Source organism: Bradyrhizobium sp. Kon37 (genome assembly GCF_055807535.1).
Genome location: NZ_JBVVOY010000032.1, coordinates 33211 through 54851, shown reverse-complemented (window position 1 = coordinate 54851; position 21641 = coordinate 33211). Strand labels below are relative to the sequence as shown.

The following is a 21641-nucleotide window of genomic DNA, read 5'->3' as shown; positions in this document are numbered from 1 at the left end:
AGTTCCTTCACAATGGCGCCTCTTATGTGTCAGATTTGGCGCGCGTCTTCTTAGTTTGGTCAGGCAAATGCCGCGCGCCCCTCCCAGCCGAAATGTGTTCGGCTCAAATCTCGACAACGACATCCAGCCCCTGTGGAGGGACGGAGGTCGTGTGTTCTGCCGTGCGTGGCGGCAAATCAACGGCAGCAAGGCTGTCGTGCTTCTCGTGCGGCCCACCGGGGAAGACCCCGCCACGATCGAGTGCCTCGCCCACGAGTATGAGCTGAGAGAGGAGCTAGATGAGGCATGGGCGGTGCGACCTCTGGAACTCATCCGGGAAGCTGGTCGTACCATGCTCGTCCTGGAGGATCCATGCGGCGAGCCGCTGCTAAACTTAGTTGGAGTCGGCATGGAGCCTCAGCGCTTCCTGCGCCTTGCTATTGGTGTCACGAGGTCCGTGGGCAAGCTCCACCGCCGCGGCTTAATCCACAAGGACCTGAAACCCGGTCACATTCTGGTCAATTGTCCTGACGAACAAGTGCGACTCACCGGATTCGGGCTGGCGTCCCGGCTTTCCCGCGAGCGGGTGCCGCTTGAGCCTGCCGAGTTCATCGCCGGCTCGCTGCCCTACATGGCGCCCGAGCAGACCGGACGAATGAATCGCTCGGTCGACTCTCGCAGTGATCTCTATTCACTTGGGGTGATATTCTACCAGATGCTGACCGGCGCGCTGCCGTTCACGGGCTCAGACCCGTTGGAGTGGATTCATTGTCATATTGCAAGAAAAGCAACACCGCCCCTCGAGAAATCGCAAAATGTCCCGGAGCCAATCTCTCACATTGCGATGAAACTCCTCGCGAAAACCGCCGAGGAACGCTACCAGACTGCCGCTGGCCTTGAACACGATCTGCAACACTGTCTGGCAGCATGGGCCAACCATGGTCGCATCGAGCCTTTTGAACTTGGCGCAGACGACACACCTGATCGGTTGATCGTCCCCGAGAAGCTCTATGGGAGAGCCCGCGAGATCGAGACCTTGCTTGGCTCTTTCGATCGAGCGGTGAAGAGCGGCGCGCCGAGGTTGGTGCTGGTTGCCGGTTATTCCGGCATCGGTAAGTCTTCGCTCGTCCAGGAGCTACACAAAGTACTCGTGCCCTATCGCGGGCTCTTGGCATCAGGCAAATTCGACCAAGTGAAGCGCGATGTGCCATATGCGACACTAGTGCAGACCTTTCAGAGCCTTGTGCGTCCTCTTCTCAGCAAAAGTGAGGGCGAACTCGCGACTTGGCGGCAGGCGTTCCGGGAGGCGCTCGGTGGGAATGGACGGCTGATGGTCGAATTGATCCCCGATTTGAGCCTTGTTATCGGCGAGCAGCCCGCGGTTGCTGAGCTTCCAGCCCGCCAAGCGCAAATCCGTTTCCAGCTCGTGTTTCGTCGCTTTATTGGCGTGTTCGCCCGGCGAACCCATCCATTGGTGCTCTTCCTCGATGATTTGCAGTGGTATGACGCCGCAACACTCGACCTGATCGAGGATCTGCTGACCCAGCCGGATCTGCACCTGCTGCTTATTGGAGCTTACCGCAGCAACGAAGTTGATGCAGATCATCCGCTCAAACGCAAGCTCGAGTCCATCGGGAGAGCCGGCCAAAATCTACAGGAGATCACGCTATCGCCGCTCAGCGCAGACGACGTCGGGCAGTTGGTTGCGCATACCCTTCGCTGCGGACCAAAACGCGCTGCCCCGCTTGCGAAGTTGGTGCATCAGAAGACGATGGGCAATCCGTTCTTCGCCGTTCAATTCTTGTCTGAACTAGCCGGAGAGCAGCTGTTGACGTTCGATCACGTGTCGGCGCGCTGGCGTTGGGATCTGCAGCAAATTCACGCAAAAGCGTACACCGAGAACGTCGTCGATCTGATGCTCGGCAAGCTCATCCGGCTGCCCAAGGAAACGCAGGAAGCGCTGCAACAGCTGGCCTGTTTCGGCAACATCGCCGGGACGGCGGAGCTTGCGATTGTGCTCGAAATTCCAGAGGAGCAAGTGCACGCGACCGTGTGGCCGGCAATCCGGCAGGAACTGATCGTGCGGCATGGGACAGCCTACCGCTTTGTCCACGATCGCGTTCAAGAGGCGGCCTACTTGCTGATGCCGGAATCCTCGCGCGCTCCTTCCCATCTGCGGATCGGTCGGATGCTCGCGGCACACATCCCTGCGCACAAACGCGAAGAGGCCATCTTCGACATTGTCAGTCAGCTCAATCGAGGCGTCGCGCTCATCGCTTCCGGTCAGGAGCGAGAGCAGCTCGCCGAGTTGAACTTGATCGCAGGGCAGCGTGCCAAGGCCTCGGCGGCCTACGCCTCGGCGCTAGCATATTTCACCGTCGGTGCTGCGCTGCTCGCGCCCAATTTTTGGCAAAGGCGCCGCGAGCTCGCGTTCGCACTCGAGACCAGCCGGGCCGAATGCGAATTCTTGGTAGGCCAGCTGGAGATTGCAGAGCGTCTCTTGTCCGCACTGTCGAAGCGAGCTTTGAACGGGCCACAACGAGCAACGGTCGCATGTTTGCGGGTCGATCTTTACTTGACGCTGGGTCAGCACGGCCGGGCAGTGCTCATAGGTCTCGAATATCTTCGCGACGTCGGGATCGAGTGGTCGCAGCGTCCGACGGACCATGAAATGCTGGCCGAATATCAGCGGATGTGGTCACAGCTGCCCGACGCAATCGAGGATCTTGCTGGTTTGCCTCGAATGACAGACCAGGCCAAGCTTGCCACGCTCGCCGTGTTGACGCGGATTCTTCCGGCTGCAGGTTTCACAGACGCCAATTTATCCGCTTTAGTGATCTGCCGAGCGGTCAGCATCAGCCTCGAATACGGCAACACTGATGCTTCCTGCGCCCATTACGCATGGTTAGGCCGAATCTCGGCCGGACGCTTCGGTGACTACCAAGCGGCCGATAAATTTGGTCGTCTTGCTTGCGATCTGGCTGATCGCGGCGAGTTCTCTCGTTTTCGGGCTCACGTCTATTTGGCCGTCGGAGCCACCGTGATCCCGTGGACGAAGCCGCTTAGAGACGGCCGAGTTTTGATCCGGCGCGCCCTCGAAGCCGCGGTCAGTAGCGGTGATGTCATCTATGAGGCGTACAGTTCGGTCCATCTAACCGGAAGTATGATGATGGCCGGAGATCACCTGAAAGAGGTACAGAACGAGTTAGAGAAAAGCGCTGCTACGATCCGGAACAGAAAGGTACAATTTGCTGCTGAGGCGGTAGCCGCTCAGCTCGCAATCGTCAGAACCATGCGCGGCCTCACGCGCTCGCTCGGTTGCTTCGACGACCAACAATTTGACGAGCTGGACGTTGAACCATCGTTGGCAGGAAGTCCGGAGTCACCTAGCGAAACCGTTTACTGGATCCGCAAACTTCAGGCGCGCTTCCTATCCGGCGATTATGCTGCGGCTGTTGAGGCTCGCTCGAAGGCCGAGCCCAAACTATGGACCATACCAACAGAGCCCTTGACCGCGGAGTTTCACTTTTATGGTGCGCTATCTCACTCGTGTTATTGCGACAGGCTGGGCGAAGGCGAACAACAGCCACACCGAGATGTCATTGATGCTCATTACAGGCAACTGCAGACATGGGCGACGAATTGCCCCGACAACTTCGAGAATCGGGCTGCCTTGGTCGGCGCTGAAATTGCGAGGTTAGAATGCCGGGATGCAGACGCAATGCGACTGTACGAACACTCGATCCAAACCGCAGGACGTAACGGTTTCCCCCACCACGAGGGGATCGCTTGTGAACTTGCAGCGCGCTTTTATGCTGCACGCGGTTTTGCCAGGATCTCCCGGGTTTACCTGCAGGACGCGCGGCGCGGCTACCTTCGTTGGGGAGCGGATGGTAAGGTGCGTCAACTCGAGGAGCTGCATCCGCATCTCATGCATCAGGAGCCCCCGCTTGCCGTGAATGGCATGACGATCGGAGCTCCGGTTGAGCAACTTGATCTGGCGACGGTGATCAAAGTGTCGCAGGCGATTTCCGGCGAGATTGTGCTTCAGAAGCTAATTGACAAGCTTATGCGGACTACCATTGAGCAGGCCGGCGCCGAAAGAGGTGTGTTGATTCTGCTGCATGGCGACGAGCCACGGATCGAAGCGGAAGGCAAAACGGTAGCAGATGCGCTCGTTATAAAGGTGGATGAACAGCCCGTAACTCCGATGGCTCTTCCCGAATCCGTGCTGCATTTCGTGCTACGTGTCCGCGAAAACGTGGTTCTCGAAGACGCTGTCGTCCAGCCTTCATTTGCCGAAGATCCTTATATCCGCGAGCGCAAAGCGCGTTCTATTCTTTGCCTGCCACTCATCACGCAGGGCAAGCTGATCGGCGTACTTTATCTGGAGAATAATCTCGCCCCACGCATATTCTCGGCTGCCCGAACATCAATGCAGAAAATGCTTGCCTCTCAAGCTGCAACAGCGCTCGAAAACAGCCGGTTGTACAGCGAAGTTCAGGAACGGGAGGCGAAAATCCGGCGCTTGCTCGACGCTAACATCATCGGAATCTTTATCATTCACGAAGGGGGCGAGATCATCGAAGCAAATCAAGCCTTCCTCACGATGGTTGGATACGAGCAAGAAGATCTCCTCGCAGGCCGAGTGAACGGTCTCGATCTGACGCCTCCAGAATGGCACGAGCGCACAATGGATGCTCACACAGAAGCAAAAAGGACCGGAGCTGTTCAGCAGTTCGAGAAAGAGTATGTTCGGAAGGATGGCAGTCGCGTGCCAGTGCTCATTGGCCTCGCCGTGTTCGATGTGCGAGAGGACCAAGGTGTTGGCTTCGTCCTGGACCTGACAGAACGAAAGAGAGCGGAAGCGGAGGCCCGCGAAAGCGAACGGCGCTATCGCGAGACTCTGATGGGCCTTGCACATGCCAATCGGATCACGACAATGGGACATCTGGCCGCCTCGATCGCGCATGAGGTGAACCAGCCGATTGCCGCGATCAGCAGTAATGCGGGGGCGGGGCTAAATTGGCTCGGTGCTCAACCGCCAAATCTGGAAGAGGTTCGGCAGACCTTCGGTTTGATTGTTCGTGACAGTATGCGCGCAGGAAACGTGATCCGTCGGATCCGCGCTCTTATGAACAAAGCGCCCATGCAAACCGAGCTTCTTGCAATTGACGAATTGATCTTAGAGGTGTTGGCCCTAGTCCGCGCGGAACTTGCACAAAATGACGTGTGGGTGCAAACCCGAAGGCCTGAGGCTTTGCCGCTCGTTCGGGCAGATCGCGTTCAGGTACGGCAGGTGATTCTCAATCTGATCACGAATGCCATCGAGGCTATGAGCGAGATCAACGAAGGCGAACGCGAATTACTGATCACGACGCGCACAGATGGCTCGAATAATGTATTGGTCAGCTTTCGGGATACAGGTCCAGGACTCGATCCAAACAGCGCAGACCGTATGTTCGAGGCGTTCTACACCACCAAGTCAGAAGGCATGGGCATGGGGCTGGCCATTTGCCATTCCATTATTGAGGCGCATGGGGGCCGGATCTGGGCGGGCGCCAATGATCCTCACGGGGCCTTCTTTCAGTTCAGCATACCCGTTGCGCCGGAGGGCGTCGAGCAGGCGAAACAGGTCTCTTGGACGTCTTAGGCCGAATTCGAGGTCGAGCAGGTGGTCCGGGAGCCCCGATCATTGTGACAGAAGTGAGCTGCGCGACCTTGCAAATGTGAGACATTCGCGTTTCTTGCTGCCCGTCGGGAGTGTGCGCGACCGCAGATTGTCGTGAAGTGTCAGAGAGTCTGCAATCTGACCGCAATGTCAGATTCCAGACGCTTGGAGGGCTCCTTGCAAATCTCTTGAGACTTGCACGCCATAAAAGCTGGAGTTGGCCTAGCGGCTTGGGCGTTCGCGGTGCTGCTCGCGGACGCCGCGCGTTCCTGTGCTGTGTAAAGCACCTGCCGCGAGCAGAAACCCGCCGCCCGCGCGTGGTTGTGCAGAAGGACAGCAGTCGAGGAAGTGGAGGAAGTCCACGTGACACCGGTTCGTTTACAATACCTCGATCGGGTTCGTCATCCTTTCGGAATGAGGTGAGCCGCACGACGGTCTTCCTCACGGTTGCTCTTGGATAAGCCCTCGATGACGCCGGCGCGATCCGCGGCATTGCGGTTCTGGCTCATCTTCCGTGAGCCATCTAGCCGTGTAATTTGCAATCGCAGGCCGATAATCCCCTCGAGCTCCGCTTTGATGAAATCGGCAGGTGCGTCCGAGACCGCCCAGCGGTCTTTGCTTGAGCGCTCATGTACATCGGTCAGCCGCGTGACTACCTCTCGGAGCCGATCGGAATCCTCGAAGAACTCAACTTGTCCGTAGGCATGCACAGCGACATAGTTCCACGTTGGTACGGCCTCGCCTCTCTCGTGCTTGGTCACGTACCATGAAGGGCTGATATAGGCCTCCGCCCCAGCGAAAATTGCCATCGCCTCTCCGGTTGGTGTCAGCTTCCACTGCGGATTAGCACGCGCCACGTGCGCGTAAATCGTGCCCATCGAGCCTGCGCTCTCGTCGAGTACTACGGGCAGCAACGTTCCAACAAGCCCCTCGTGAGTGGCGGTGACCAGTGTCGCTGTCCGTGCCTCGCGCATTGTTTGTTGAAGGCCGGCGATATCGAGAACTTGGAAGCAGGACGGCGTGTACATCAGTGAAGCTCCCAGACAGCCCGACGGAAGCCGGGCGTCTCATGATTTGAACTGCGGTACGCCTCATTCGGGATCACAGGAACAGCCAGGTTAGATAGTTGCATTCCAGGGCCTTAGGGCAGCTAGCCCATCAAGCGTCGAAGGCGCAAATCAAAGAGCGCGGTTGCAAGCTGGTCCCGCCGTTGCCTTCGAGCCGTGCGCGTTACGGTGAAACGTGGGATAAGATGTTGCTTTCATTCTGACCGCGTTCTCGAAGCATCGACCGCTGTTTTCATCGGTCGTGAGCCGCTCAATGGCTACCCAGGTCGATTCCATCTGGCACGGTGCCCGCGGCTGCACACCTCGACCGTTGTTTAGCATGCTTCCGATGTTACCAGCCTGCCTTATTGACGACGATCTAATGGCGTTAGCGCCGCATGCTGATGGCCCCGTCTAGTTCAGCATTTCGGCTCGAAAATTCAGGTTGTCGTGCGGAATTGCGGAGGTAAGAGAGAGCATCATATGCCTATGAAACACACGATGGAGCACATCAAGCGTTCGTTGCGCGTGCTCTGCGGACTTGCTGCCGTCCTCGGCGTCTCGTCCCTCCTCGGACCGAACGATGTGCGATCGGAGGCCAGCATGGGCTTTGGCTCTGCAGCGACGGGCGGGCTGGGAGGCGAGATAGTTCAAGTCAGATCAACCAAGCTCTGAATTATGAGTTCTGTCGGCGGTACAGCTTCGGCCAGTGCAATGACGATAGTTCGCGCGAGATCCAGGTAATCGGAACCATAGACTTTACCGGTACGGAGGGGCGAGGCGAAGGGCAGGGGTCCCAATACGGCCGTGCCTGTTCGGCACCTTACAAGCGTGAGTCCCTTCTTCTTATCGATGGAAACGACGCGCATTGCGATGGCAAGGAGAAGACGTCGGTCGCATTCGACAGGGCCGGCAAGCGCCCGCTGGAAATTGGCTCAAACAAAACGGTGATCGGCATTGGCTCGGCCGCTACAATCAAAGTGAAGGGGTGGGGTCAGCAACGTCGTTATTCGCAACCTGACCATCAGTGATATCAATGAAGGCGTGATATTTGCCGGTGATGCTATTGCAATTGCACGAGCCGACCTGGTGTGGATCTATCACAACCGATTTCACAATATCGGGCGTCAGACGATTGTCGGCCGCTTTTTCCCCACGACGAATATTACGCTTTCCTGGAACGACTTCGATGGCAGCGATGTCTATTCCTCCTATTCTAACGGGAAACACTATTGGAACCTCCTGTTTCTTGGTGTCCCGGAGACGATCACTATCGCAAATAACTATTTTCATGAGATCTCGGGGCGGGCGCCGCACATTGACGGTGCGCAGGCCATTATCCATCTCGTTAACAATTACTTCCACAACACGAATGCGCAACACAGTTGCGGAGTTTTCCATGCAGTGGTTGCTGGATCATCTGTGCAAGCACTCGTCGAGGGTAATACTTCGACAACATTGAAACACCTATAACGACCGGTAGTGGACATATCTTTGCCGTCTTAGGCAAAGCCACCGGGACAATGCCGAGCATCTGCCTCACCGCCCTCGGACGTCGGTGCATCGAGAACATCGCGATCCCAGTGCCGCGGGTCAATGGCTTTCGCCTGGATGAAACCGTAGTTCAATCGTTTGGGTCTCTTCCAAGGTCATCTATTCCTCTTCCATTTCCAGCGGATGAAGCCGGTAGTGATCGCGGCCAGGGCAGGTCCCGGACACCTTCAGAGCCGGTGATGGCTCGTTCGCAGACGCGGCCCGTATTTGGCCGATTGCTGCAAACAGTTGGGCAGGTGCCATACTGGACGAGAACGGCACGCACGGCTCGCTGCTCAAAGTTGCACGAAGGCCGTATGGCGCGTTTCTGTTCGGGTACCGAGCGGTACAATTCCTCTCGGTGTTGCGTGCCTTTCGCCCCGGACCGGGGCGCTAGCCTCAGAGTTTTCACCTCTGGTGTATTTGCGGGTTCGGATTGCAAGAGGATTGGAGGTGCCATCGAACTCCTGGCAAGCTGTTCGGATCATCAACCTGACGTTCACAGCTCGTGTCCGACTGGCATGGTGCTTGCTCAAGAGTACCCGCAGCGCGAGGTTCGTCATCGAAAGCGAGTGAGATGCACCCTCGTCTGCTTGAACAATCCGCAAAACTTGGAAAAAATTGCAATGAAAGAAACGGCTTCGACCGAGCGTGTCATTCCAGCGACCGACATCGTCAAGCGCGCCGCGCGCATCGGTGTTGAAATCAGAGATATCAAACTTTCGGGTGATTTGCCGAGCCAAACCGTCGCTGCAATCAATAGCCTGCTGCTCGAACATAAAGTGATCTTCTTCCGCGATCAGCGGCATCTTGATGACGCGGAGCAGGAGCGCTTTGCCGCTTGTTTGGGAAAGCTGGTGCCGCATCCCACACTCGGTACGATCAATGGAACGACCTCGATCCTCGAGCTTGATTCCGCGCGTGGAGGTAGCCGAGCCGATGTATGGCACACCGATGGAACCTTTCTAGCGGCTTATCCCAAAGCTGCGGTGCTGCGAGCTATTGTGATCCCATCGTCCGGCGGCGATACGATTTGGTCGAATGCTGTGGCGGCCTACCTCGATCTGCCGCGGCCGCTCCAACGGCTTGCCGACGAACTCTGGACCGTTCACAGCAACGCCTTCGACTACGCCGGGACCTGCCGTGTTCGCGACATCGATCAGAAGCATTTTGATGAGGTCTTTACCAAAACAATCTATGAGACGGAGCATCCGGTGGTCCGTGTACATCCCGAGACCGGCGAGCGCGCGCTGGTGCTCGGCGATCTGGTGCAAAGGTTTATTGATATCCCAAAACGCGACAGCCAGAAGCTGTTTCAACTATTCCAGTCCTATATCACGGCGCCCGAAAATACCGTGCGCTGGACCTGGAAAGAAGGCGATGTCGCGATTTGGGACAATCGCGCAACACAGCATTATGCCCTTAACGATTACGGTGACCAGCATCGCGTCGTTCATCGTGCCACACTCGATGGTGACGCGCCCGTCAGTGTCGATGGTCGATGCAGTGTGACGCGCCTCAAAATGACGAAGCACCCGTCCACGAAAGTTGCCTAGCAGTGCGCGGCAAATTCACATAATTGCACTGGCCTTGTCGCATGTTCGCGCGAATAGATGTTTGCGAAGAGAAGTTAAGCCGAGCAGAACGCCACGCGCAATTGGATGGGAGGAGCTAACGCGCGCGCAGACCCGGGAGGCGACCTACTTGCTGAAGTAAGATGCTCAAGCTCATCTCGTCCGGCCGAAAATGATTCAGCGCCGAGTGGCGCGAGTCATCCGGCCGCGTCCGGTTGACTTTCCCACGGAAGGGGGTGCGTTTCCGCCGACCTTGCGCATCGCCTTTCGGACGACGGCACGACCGTCGGACAGACAGAGCGCGATTGCCGGAGCTGGCTGAATTTTGGCATCTGTGTCGCGGTTCCACTTACCAAGTCTCGTCGCGGGAATCTCCGAGGGCACGATTTCGGCGTTGTCATGGCAGAGTAAGAGCTCGGACGCGAGTCTGACGAGCTGCAGGAGCAGCTAACGTGAAACAATGTCGCTCCGCAAGAGGATACGACTTTTGCGCGATACGGCGCCGGTCTATCGCTCGTAGACCGAATCAGCAAAGGCTCCAAGCTACCATTCCCAACAGCAGGCTACCTTAGGCATGCCTAAATTCACGCGGTACCCGGCCTCGCGCCAGGAGCACAGAGATAGCAAAACGCCGCGATGACCGGCCCAAGCCGTTGAAAGGGAACGATTGTGATTTCGACTACATGCCGGTGAATTCACGCCCAGTCCTGAGCCCTTAGAAGAATACCGACGTAGATACTAACATATTCAGGGCGTGTCCGGTTTGCGGTGTGTAGGTAATGCTTGTCGGGTGATTGATGTAGGTCAGTCCTACGGTTGTATATATCCCCGGCGCCAGATGCGCCGTGTACAGTCCTGAAATAGCAGTACTGTCACGGTGCGCCAGCTGTTCTTTTGCCAGTGCAGCGTCCACCGCGACATGGCTCCAGATGGTATTGCTGACAACAAGACTCATCTGATCTGTGGGCCGGCTGTCCAATAGGCCCTTCGCATAAAGGCGAATCTCGTAGTATTGACTAGCTCTATTTAGGTCAGGCGGAGCATACATTGCAGAGAGCCCGCCATAGACTCCGCGAGATGCCGAGCCGTGGACGGCAGACTGCCAGAATTGCCTGTCCGCACCTACATAGTAGACGCTGTTGGCCTTGGTCGTCGCTTCTGTCGGATGCTGCAGGTCCGTGTAGCGGCTGTTGTTGAAGCCCGCGCCAGCCCGCAGCCAAGTCTCCATTACACCCGGAGTAGGCTTGTTCCTGTAGGAAAGCTCATCAAGCAAAAGAATGCCTGCGTCGCGCGTGCTCCAGTTCAAGCCAGTGGGATTCTCGCTTACATGCGCATATTGTCCTGCTGGACTGACCGAGCGCTGGATTGAGAGCTTGTTATATAGGCGATCATCAAAATTGTACTTCAGATTAAGAGCCGGCGTTGGCGCCCAATTGTTGCTCATGCCAGCTTGGAACAGCATTTTCGATGCGGGTCCGAACACTTTGTCTCCAGCGCCCGCAAACTCATGTTGGTTCCTGAGGTAGCCCACTTTGAGTTCGATCCTTCTGTCGAATAACCTTTGATAGTAAGAAACTGCATTGAGGCCCAGCCGATCTGGCCCAGCGCTCTGCCATGTCCAGTGTTGATGCTCGGCTCCGACCACGATCTGACCATCGGGAATTCCAAGCCGAGCGAGGTCATAAGTAACGATCATAGAGTTGACCGTACTAAATGTCGGATTCTGGCCGACATATTGCTGATTGGCGATGGTGCTTCTGGCGGCATTGCCGAGTTCATTGTCGACAAACGTGTTTAGCGTCCAGCCAGCAAATCCAATCCCGAGATCCGAAAATTGGGATCTGAGAGAAGCTGTATCCTGATCTATCGTGTCCGCAGGACCAGGAGCAGTGAAAGCGCCACCTCTTTCGCGAAGCTTCTCGAATTTTGCGAATGGGTCGATCGGATTTTCAATTCTGCTCTTGGCCGTCTCCATGGCAACGTCGCGCTTAATTGTGGTCGAAGCTGTTTTTGGCAAGGAGCTCCTAGAAAGGCGCGCTGCTCCCTTGGGCCGCCCGCTTCGGAATGTGATGGCCGGATCCGAAATTGTTCTGCTTGTTGCCTCATCGAGCTCATCGGGGCTGGGGCTTCTTGGGCCAGAGATCTCGCGACTCGGCGCCGCCGAACTGCTGGCGAGACTAGCTATGAGACAAAGGACAATACGACCTCGTGGCTTCGCAGTTGGTCCAGACATGAAAGCAACGACGCCAGCCAGGTATGCTTGCGTGGATAGCGGCGTTATAACGCAACGATGCATGGTGAGTTTCGCGCTCATCGATTTGAATAAAGTGCATTTCCACCTGACGGCCTTAGAGCGGATGTCAAATCTTGTCCCTCAATGTGGTGGGAGACGCTTGACACCAGGCGGCCTCTCTATGTCAGCGAGACCCACCTTGCGCGCTATCACCACAGCGGCGCCGCTTGGCCTACGTGTGGGTACACAGCGCAAAACAACCCAGTCGCTCGATCGCTAATCAAGGCGAGCTTCTGCTGGAGGGTGTCGAGACATTAACGGGCTGCTCGGCGTGCGCGTTCGCTAGCAAGAGATTGGTGGCCGATACACGGAGCCCAGGAACCTTGCGACAAACCCGCTGCCAAAACGAAGGAGAATAGTTTTCAACAGAGAGCAGCGGCAATAGCGGGGCTCGCAGAACAACACGCCCGATCCAAGAAACGCCGCTCGCTGCTCGGTCTCGATGGGATGAAGCACGGGCAGGCAGAAGGGGCTGACATCCTTGGCGGCCCGTAAGCTCGCCGCCACAAACCCTCGAGTGGCTCTTAGAGCAAGATGGAGGGCACGATTGGAGGCAGTTTGATACCTGGGGACGACGAGGCAAGACATTCATCAGCTCCATTGATCGATGAAATCGCGCGGCGACTTCTTATGTGGCCCGAGCGAATTTCACCGCCACTGACTGGCATGTGTCCGTCGTCTCCATCAATTGCTAGGTTTGGTAGTTGACTGAGCGGGAGGTCGGCTGTCGCTGCGTGAATCGTAGCTAATGTGTCGCTCGACTCCACAGCCCCGGCGTTCCCGGCCGATCGGTATCGCAGCGTCGGCGGGTGAATTCTAGGCGTTTGCTTCGATCCACGTCGCGCGAAGCTCTTACAGGGAACGATCTTTTCGAAGACCGTGATCCCGCCGGATCTGGTTGTAGTTGTGGCGCTCGAATATCCTTTGCGCCGTATCACGCATGATTTCGGCTGCCACCGCCGGAGCCAAGGGTCAGATGTCCTTGTCCATCCGGACGAGCTCGATCAGGGTTTTCGATCCAGAAGTCCCTAAACGTCGAGATGTCATCATCTCGACGACATAAGATGATCAGTTCTCGATCTCCAGTTGGTTGGCGGCGTCGCGCAATCAGTCGTCGTCCCCATCGAGATCCTTGGCTACACGGCTAATGGCGGTGATGGGATGAAACTTGTCGAGATGTAGGGTCACGCTGCTTGAGCGAGGAGCGTTGTTGTCGGGGCGTCCAATTCCCGGCAGCAGTGCGTCCAGCTTGTCTTCGCGGCGCGGGTCAGGGCGACTCTCCGCCGCACAGCTTCGCACGGCGTCGTTGATCGATTTGGAGCTGGTTGTGAGTGTGCCAGATGAGCGAACGCATTCCTCAGGCTTCCTGGCGCGTGCAGCAAAACGTGATTCATTTCATCCAATCATTGCGTTGGCTGGTCTGAACAGAGGGGGCGCGAAAGTAACAATCGAATGCGGCTGCCACAGCCCGGGTGAGAAAACGATGCTCCGGCCTCACGCGGAGGAATCCCTTTTCCATTTCGACGATCCCATCCTCAGCGAGCATTGCCAAGCGTTCGCCTGAACCGAGCAAGCCGATCGGGTCAAATCCATGAGCAGCGCAAATTGCCGGCACGTCCACCTCGAAATCGCACATTAGCCGCTCAATGATCGCGGCCCGGACGCGGTCTTCAAGGCTGAGACAGTAGCCCTTTGACGTCGCCAGACGGCCGGCGTTGATTTGGCCGCTGTAGGAACCCGCTGTAACTTCGTTCTGGACGTAACCCTCGCCAAGCCGGCCGATCGCCGACGGTCCGAAGCCGATCACTTTATTGCAGGTGTCGGCGGAGTAACCGAGTGAATTCCGCCGCAGGCGACCGGCTTTCTGCGCCAGCGCGAGCTCATCGTGCGGCAAGGCGAAATGGTCGAGTCCGATCTGGCGGTAGCCCGCTGCAGTCAGTGTATTGGCCATCGCGGCTGCTTGTTCTGCACGGGCATGGCTGTCTGGCAGCGCTGCCTCGTCGATCAGGCGCTGATTCTTCTTGAAGGAAGGAACGTGCGCGTAGCCGAACACCGCAAGCCGGTCTGGTCGCATTGCCAGCGCCGTTGTCGCGGTCTGAACGCAGGACTGCACCGTCTGATTTGGCAGCCCGTAGATGAGGTCGAAGTTGACGCGCATGATTCCATGCTGCCGCAGCGCCTGGACAACGCGCTCTGTTTGTGCCTCACTCTGGACCCGGTTGATGGCTTTTTGGACAATTGGATCGAAGCTCTGGACGCCGAGGCTCGCGCGGTTCACGCCGGCAGCCGCCAATCCTTCGCATGTGGCGAGCGTGAACGTGCGCGGGTCGATCTCAACAGCAATGGCGGCCGTGTTCGAAATCGCAAAGCGTCGGCGCAGAAGCCCCATCAACCGGCGGAATTCCGTTGGCTCGATGAGGGTCGGCGTTCCACCGCCGAAGTGGACGTCGCTCACAGGCAGCGGTTGCGCAACCTGCGCCGCGACCAAATCGATCTCCTTACGAAGAACCCCCAAAAAGTCGAGGATAGGAGAATGCCGGCGAGTGATGCTTCGAGCGAAGCCACAATACCAGCAAATCGATCGACAGAACGGAATGTGGAAATAGAGCGACACCGATTGGTCAAGCGGCAGCTGCTGCAGCCATCTCTCACAGGCGTCGCCGCCGACTGCTTTGGAGAACTGGGCTACAGTTGGATAGATGGTGTACCAAGGAAGGCGAGCATCGTAATACGTGCTTAAGATCGAGGTCTGCAAGGATTGTTATCCCATGTTTACGAAGTTTTACGTCGCAAGCGAATTGTCCTGCATCCCTTTGCTTGCCAAGGGCGATCGGGACTGTCGCTAGGCAATTGGGAGCTTGCGTGACGGCCGATCTGCGGAAGAAACGCGCTGTCGGATGACGATCCGCTCCCCTCGGACACAGAGAACAAGTTCTGCAAGCGAGATACTCGAATCAACACAGCCACGGCGGGGTCCCCAATTCGTCCGCCTTGATAATCTTTGATCTTCGGCAACGAGACACCCACCAGGGCCGTTTAAGCTGCTAGACCTCGAACTGCTCCACGATTTGACTCGTGCGAGGTTCAATGACCAACATTGATACGGTCCCGTATTCTCCGTCAACTGACAAGGTTGGTAGTTGATTCTGCGTGGCGTATTCCCCATCGGTCCAGGAATAATGGGTCCGCTTGGCTCCGTCCCGGTATGTAGTGAAAATCGCCAATGAAGGGATTGTCGGTGGGCGTCTTCATGGATCCCTCGCAGAAGATGTCCTTTCATGCGTCCGTTACTCGGCGGCAATATCGCTACGAGCGAAACTCTCCTATCGGCGGCTCTCGCGCAGCTGGCGTGACGAAATGAGCCGGGTAGGTGAGCGAGAACGGATGGGTGCAATTGAACAGCCGGCCGCCTCAGAGGCGCCGCCGGTTTTGCGCAGACGTCAAGGCACCTACGTTGGTGGTAGCCGTTTTCGTGTGTCTGCGCACCGCAGGAGCCGACCTTTTAAACGACGTCAGGCAATATCCCGCGAGGGCAGCTCGTCAAGCCGCTCCAACGCTAAGCATAGCGCCGCCCGACGACAGGCGATTCTATCGGAGGTTCTTTCGGGAGAACAGGCGAAGATCGAATAGTGGAGCTATCTGGTACTCACCGCTTCACCTTCTTCCGTTTCATCTCCGCCGTCAGCTCAAACCTATCGAAGCCGGCGAGGAAACTCGCGCCTTCGTCTAAACCCAGAAGGTCCGATCACAGTCGGAGGGCCACCGGGCTCACCCCCGGAAACGTCGTACCTCGATGATTTGCCGAGTGTTCAGTCCCAGTCCAGCTCTCCACACGCCTGTCGCAGATATCGAAAGTGGTTGAGGATCAAGCGGCTTCACCCGGTCTCGTGTAGTTCGTTGGGCGCGGTGTGCCGAAAGTTCCGAACACCGCGCAAACTAGGACGGCGGGCGCTTCCCCAAAACGCATACCCGGAAAACTCAATAAGCAGAACGCTCTCTTCTCTCCAATTCAGCGCATCCGGCCTCTTGAGATTGGATGACTTGATGTACGATCGAGCCCTCCTGCCGCGAACGTTCTACTGGACGCCACTGTTCGTCGGATAGGCACAAATCGCGAGACCAAATAGCCCGAATGAACCGACTACGGCGGCCTAGACCCGGGAGATCGCGGCGCCGATAGCTCTAGACGGTATTCCTGACCGCCTCAGCTAGGATTGCGTAAAGCTGCCGCTTGCTCATTTCCTGAGGCCGCGTTTTTAGCGCCTATTGCAGCAGCTTCTTTCGGACGCGATCGCGGCGGGCAGCCATCAATGCGGATTCCGACGAAGTCGCCCAGGCGTACCGATATGAAGTCGCCCGTGGATTCCGAGACGATGTCGCCCACCTTTCCGATTTGATCTCGCCCAGCGGCGAGGCGTTCTGGCCGGCTGGTTCTCTGGCATCGGTCAAGCCGCGTGGTCAATCTGGAATCGCGACTTCAACCTGTTTTTCTTCTTCTGCGGTTGCTGTGGGCATGTGGGCAACGCGATTGCGTTGTCCAAGCGCAGCGGCATGTCCACAGCGCCACGGGCTCAGGTCTTTCGGGCGGATTGCCGGGTTCGGCGCAGGCTCTCACCGGTGAGGTCGAGCCGATGGGCATTGTGGACGAGGCGATCGAGCACGGCGTCGGCATAGGTGGGATCTCCAATGAGCAGATGCCACTGGTCCACGGGGAGCTGGCTGGTGACGATGGTGGAGCGATGACCGTAGCGATCTTCGAGGATTTCCAGGAGGTCGTGACAGGCACCGGCGTCGAGCGGCTCGAGTCCCCAATCATCGAGGATCAGCAGATCGACACGGCCAAGGCCGCGCAACAGGCGTGGATGGCGGCCGTCGCCGCGGGCGAGCGCCAGATCGTCGAACAGTCGCGGGACGCGCTGATAGAGCACGGAGCGATTGTCGCGACAGGCCTTGTGGCCGAGCGCCGAGGCGAGCCAACTCTTGCCAACGCCGGCCGGGCCGCAGATCAGAAGATTGACGTGGTCGTCGATCCAGCGGCCCTCGACAAGCTTAGCGAACAGCGGGCGGTCGAGACCGCGCGGGGTGCGGTAGTCGATGTCCTCGACGCACGCCTGCTGGCGCAGCTTGGCGTAGCGCAGGCGAGTGGCGAGCCGTTTGTCGTGCCGCAGCGAGGCTTCACGTTCGAGCAGCAGCGCAAGCCATTCGGTGTGACCGAGGCTTGCGGCCTCACCGGTGGCTTCGATGTCGGCGAAGGCCTTGGCCATGCCGTGGAGGCCGAGGGCGTTGAGGCGGTCGAGGGTCGGATGGGTGAGCAAGGGATGATCTCCTAATTGTAGTAGCGCGGTCCGCGGATGTTGGCATGCAGGATCGGCGCATCGTCCGCGGAACGCTGGTGAGCAGAACGCCGATCGAGATTGTTGGCGAGGATCGACTTGACCGAGCCATAGGTGCGCGCGCCGATGTCGATTGCCCGCGCAGCCGCGGCGTCCAGCCGTTCGCGCCCATAGGAGGCGGCGAGCCTGAGGATGCCGAGGCAGGCGCGGAAGCCTTGCTCGGGGTGCGAGCGCTCGTCGAGAATGAGGTCGCACAACGCGCTGGTCGCCGGCCCGATCGCGGCGGCGTCCTGGCGGATACGCGCGATGGTCCAGCCGGCGTAGCGCCGATGGCTGGAGGCCATGTGCTCCGGCACGGTGGTGTGTTTGTGATTGCCGCTCATGCGCTGATGCGCGGCGATCCGCTCGCCCTTGTGGAAGATCTCGACGGTACGGGCCGTGAACCGCACCTCGACCTCGGCGCGGGCGAAGCGATGCGGAACGCTGTAGTAATGCTTCTCCACCTCGACGTGGTAATCGAGACTGACGCGGCGGATCCGCCACTCGGCGAGGACATAGGGGGACGCCGGCAATGGCTTGAGCGCCGGCCGGTCGACCTCCTCGAGCAACCGGCGGCGTGTCACGCCGAGCCGCCGGATCGGCCGTTCCTCATTCAGCCTCGTGAGCAGTTCGCCGATCGCCGCATTGACCTCGGCCAGGCTGTAGAAGGTGCGATGGCGCAGGCGGCCGAGCAGCCAGCGCTCGACGATGAGGACGGCCTGCTCGACCTTGGCCTTGTCGCGCGGCTTGCGCGGCCGCGCCGGCAAGATGGCGGTGCCGTAATGCGCCGCCATCTCCGCGTAGGTACGATTGATCTGCGGGTCGTACAGGCTCGCCTTAATGACCGCGACCTTGGTGTTGTCGGGCACCACCAGCGCCGGTATGCCGCCGATCGCCGCGAAGGCGCCAACATGGGCGCTGATCCAGTCGGCGAGCCCCTGCGTCCACGTCGCCTGTGCGTAGGTGAAGCTCGATGCGCCGAGCACGGCGACGAAGATCTGCGCCGTTCTGCGCTCACCGGTCAGGCGGTCGACCACCACCGGCACGCCATCGCCGGCATAGTCGACGAACAACTTGTCGCCCGCCGCATGGGCCTGGCGCATCGTCACCGACAGGCGGCCCTCCCAGGCGCGGTAGAGCTCACAGAAGCGCGAGTACCGGTATCCGCCGGGCTCGGTGGCGATATATTCCTCCCACAGGATTGACAGCGTCACGTGCTTGCGTTTGAGCTCGCGGTGCACGGTCGCCCAGTCGGGCTCGGCGATGCGGCGGTGACCCTGACGGTTGCCATTGCCGGTCTTCGCGAACAGGCGAAGTTCCAGAACCGTGTCGGTGACGTCGTCTGGCAACGGCCAGCTCAAGCCCGCGGCCTCGAACCGCCGGAGCGCCAGGCGCACCGTCGAGGGCGCCGCGCCCACCCGTCGCGCAATCTCGCGGCTCGGCAGCCCGGCCGCCTTCATTCTGATCACATCGCGCACACGGCGCATCGCAAGCCTCTCCGTCGGCATCCAGGGTCCCCTTCGCAAAGCCGAAAGAGTTGACCCTATGGGAGCCAGAAGAGGCCTCGTCACCCGGGCGACATCATCCCGGAATGATGGGCGACATCATTTCGGAACGGGTGGGCGACTTCAAATCGGAATGGTGGGCGAGATCATCTCGGAATCCTGGGCGACATCGATCGGAATCCGCAGCCATCAACGTCGGCCCTCCGCTTGGGCACCGATCTAATCTTGGGTTTTGTGCTGTTGGTGGCTTGTGACCTCGAGTGAGACCCAACCGAGTCGGCCTGCCGCAAACGGCGTTGCGACTGCACTCGAGATGACCCGCGATCTGCGCGGCACTCTGTCCCTCGGACCAGAGCTGTTTCAGCTGTGCCAATTCTCTTCTATTCCAGCGCATGGAAGATACTTTGTTGCCAGTTCGGACGTCCGTCGCCTCGGCAATGTAAGTGGTCGAGTGGCAAAGGGGCTGCCTGCCCGAGAAAATGACGATAACCGGCTGGGTGCCACAGCTGCGAGTGCTTGCGGCTTGATGTTGAGTACCACAAAGGGCGCGTTCGCGCGCCTCCCAATCCTGATAGGGGAGCTTCGCTCGCCTTTCCATTATTCTTCGTTGACGGGGACCAAACCGAAGTCCGTAACATGATTTCAGATTTCGGACCTCGCGCGAAGTCCAGCCATGATCATGCGTGACACATCGTTAGTGCACCGCCCAAGCTCGTCGTGTTTCGAGCGCGCTTCCCCCGAACTCTAGACAGCGCACTCAGCTGATCCAGCAAAAGTGCAAGCCAATGTCAGCGAGACAATCATGACAGCGTTATCGACAGAAAGCGCCTCCGAGAGCACTGATATCCCGCTGAGCCGCCTTGATGTAAGCGAACCCAAGCGCTTCGAGGATGATACCGTTTGGCCTTATTTCGAGCGGCTGCGGAGGGAAGATCCCGTTCATTATTGCGAAAACAGCCCATACGGACCATATTGGTCGATAACAAAATACCGCGACATCATAGCCGTGGACTCAAATCACACAACATTCTCATCAGAGCGAAGCGTCACAATAGTCGACCCGCCGGAGGAGTATTGGACCCCCAGTTTTATCAAAATGAATCCTCCTCTCCATGCTCAGCAACGTAAGACTATCAGTCCGATAGCGGCATCGGAGAACTTGGCAAATCTTGAAGGCTTGATCCGCTCGCGGGTTCAGAAGATTTTGGACGGTTTGCCGCGCAACGATACCTTCAACTGGGTCGACAGGGTCTCGATCGAGTTGACGACCCAAATGCTGGCCACGCTGTTCGATTTTCCATTTCAGGATCGGTGGTTGCTGACCTACTGGTCGGACGTAGCTGCCTTGACTCCACAAATGGGCGACCAGATCGACAGCTGGGAAAAGCGAAAGGTGGTGCTGTCGGAGTGCCTGGACTATTTTACGCGGCTTTGGAGCGAACGGGTCGATTGTGAGCCGCGCGGTGACCTGATCTCGATGATGGCGCATTCACCGGCGACCCGAAACATGGAGCCCCGCGAGTTCCTGGGCAACCTCATTCTGCTGATTGTTGGAGGTAACGATACTACGCGCAACTCAATTACCGGGGGCGTCTTGTTCATGAGTCAAAATCCATCCGAAATGCGAAAACTCCGGGATGATGCTTCGCTGGTGTCCGGCGCGGTATCCGAGATTATACGATACCAAACCCCCATTGCACACATGCGCCGGACCGCTGTGGACGATTTCATGATAGGCCACAAGCGAATCAGGCGAGGCGACAAAGTTGTGATGTGGTACATCTCTGGCAACCGAGATGACGAGGTCATTGCGAGAGCCAACAGCTTCATCATCGATCGAGAAAATGTACGGCAACATCTCTCTTTCGGATTTGGGATTCATCGCTGCGTGGGTAGGCGCCTTGCCGAGCTGCAGCTGAAAATCCTGTGGGAGGAGATGCTGAATCGATGTTTGGAGGTAAATGTGGTCGGCGAACCGGAGCGAGTTCAATCGAATTTTGTGCACGGTTATTCCGCACTGCCGGTGCAAATCCCAGGTTAGTCTCGGCTGCGGCCGACCTTCAACACTGTCATGCCGTTCAGAGCCGGCGGTTAGGACAATGACTTTCTGGAGACCAGTTTTCTGGGTAAGTTCACCGGCGTTGCGTGACGGGCTTACGGTTGTTTCGAAGGTTGCGGGCAGGGGCCGCTATCGCGTCGAGGATTTTGGCCGGGCGGCTACGATACTCATCACGGCCTGCTGGAGCCGTGCCAGCGTTCAAAGTCTAGGGAAGCAGTCCGTCCAGTCGATGAACTGAATGACCAGAGACCGGCCATACGAGGGGGCTTACTTCATGTGAAGACGAGGACAAGCAGGCTCGAGCAGAGTAGCGCAAATCCGGCTGCGGTCAGCCCGAGGAAACTGCTGGAGACAAGATCATGACTGCCCATGAACGACCTCTGCGGCGAGGAATAGAGATCGGCAATCGCCGCTCCGCTTCCCTTTCTGGCCAATCTCGGCATTGTTATTCAAATGAGCCGCATAATTCCTGCCGGTCTCGTGGCAGAGCGCACTTTTCCAGCAAGATCGAGCGACAGTTCGCCGCGTTCCGGCGGGCATCCTCGTTAGTGCTCTCGTGGTTGCAAACGGATCGCTCCGCCAGAAGCTGAGTAGACCAGAGCATCTTGA

10 protein-coding genes are annotated in these 21641 nt (G+C 58.1%); 3 read left to right on the top strand and 7 right to left on the bottom strand.

Annotation, left to right across the window (positions count from 1 at the left end; all coding sequences use genetic code 11):
* The first annotated feature begins 67 nt into the window (after positions 1-67).
* Positions 68-5632 carry a trifunctional serine/threonine-protein kinase/ATP-binding protein/sensor histidine kinase gene (locus AC0L3J_RS33725; RefSeq protein ID WP_473349934.1) on the top strand — a complete coding sequence of 1855 codons (5565 nt, stop codon included), beginning with the start codon at positions 68-70 and terminating at the stop codon, positions 5630-5632.
* 419 nt (positions 5633-6051) lie between these two features.
* Here the strand turns inward: AC0L3J_RS33725 and AC0L3J_RS33720 are convergent, their stop codons facing one another.
* Both AC0L3J_RS33720 and AC0L3J_RS33715 read right to left on the bottom strand, forming a co-directional pair.
* Entirely contained in the window at positions 6052-6678 is a 627-nt protein-coding gene (locus AC0L3J_RS33720; RefSeq protein ID WP_007600152.1) for an FMN-binding negative transcriptional regulator, read from the bottom strand.
* A gap of 993 nt (positions 6679-7671) precedes the next feature.
* Entirely contained in the window at positions 7672-8097 is a 426-nt protein-coding gene (locus AC0L3J_RS33715) for a hypothetical protein (RefSeq protein WP_473349933.1), read from the bottom strand.
* A 758-nt stretch (positions 8098-8855) separates the two neighbouring features.
* On the opposite strand from AC0L3J_RS33715, the gene AC0L3J_RS33710 reads away from it, so the two are divergent.
* Complete coding sequence (locus AC0L3J_RS33710) at positions 8856-9785, top strand: TauD/TfdA dioxygenase family protein (protein ID WP_007600153.1); 930 nt, start codon at positions 8856-8858, stop codon at positions 9783-9785.
* 733 nt (positions 9786-10518) lie between these two features.
* Here AC0L3J_RS33710 and AC0L3J_RS33705 read toward each other — a convergent pair.
* The 5 genes from AC0L3J_RS33705 to AC0L3J_RS33685 form a co-directional block, all read right to left on the bottom strand.
* Positions 10519-11778 carry a carbohydrate porin gene (locus AC0L3J_RS33705; protein ID WP_473349932.1) on the bottom strand — a complete coding sequence of 420 codons (1260 nt, stop codon included), beginning with the start codon at positions 11776-11778 and terminating at the stop codon, positions 10519-10521.
* Between the two features lie 1708 nt (positions 11779-13486).
* Complete coding sequence (gene hemN, locus AC0L3J_RS33700) at positions 13487-14851, bottom strand: oxygen-independent coproporphyrinogen III oxidase (protein WP_473349931.1); 1365 nt, start codon at positions 14849-14851, stop codon at positions 13487-13489.
* A 1816-nt stretch (positions 14852-16667) separates the two neighbouring features.
* The gene (istB, locus tag AC0L3J_RS33695) at positions 16668-17411 is read right to left on the bottom strand and encodes an IS21-like element helper ATPase IstB (protein ID WP_473349930.1); all 744 of its coding nucleotides are present in this window, start codon (positions 17409-17411) and stop codon (positions 16668-16670) included.
* Positions 17412-17422: 11 nt separating this feature from the next.
* Positions 17423-18955, bottom strand: a complete 1533-nt coding sequence (gene istA, locus AC0L3J_RS33690) for an IS21 family transposase (protein ID WP_083843304.1) — start codon at positions 18953-18955, stop codon at positions 17423-17425.
* 94 nt (positions 18956-19049) lie between these two features.
* A complete protein-coding gene (locus AC0L3J_RS33685; RefSeq protein ID WP_473349943.1) occupies positions 19050-19367 on the bottom strand; it encodes a GcrA family cell cycle regulator in 318 nt (105 codons plus the stop codon).
* A 408-nt stretch (positions 19368-19775) separates the two neighbouring features.
* Here AC0L3J_RS33685 and AC0L3J_RS33680 point away from each other — a divergent pair, with 408 nt between their 5' ends.
* Positions 19776-21014, top strand: a complete 1239-nt coding sequence (locus AC0L3J_RS33680; protein WP_473349929.1) for a cytochrome P450 — start codon at positions 19776-19778, stop codon at positions 21012-21014.
* Positions 21015-21641 lie beyond the last annotated feature (627 nt).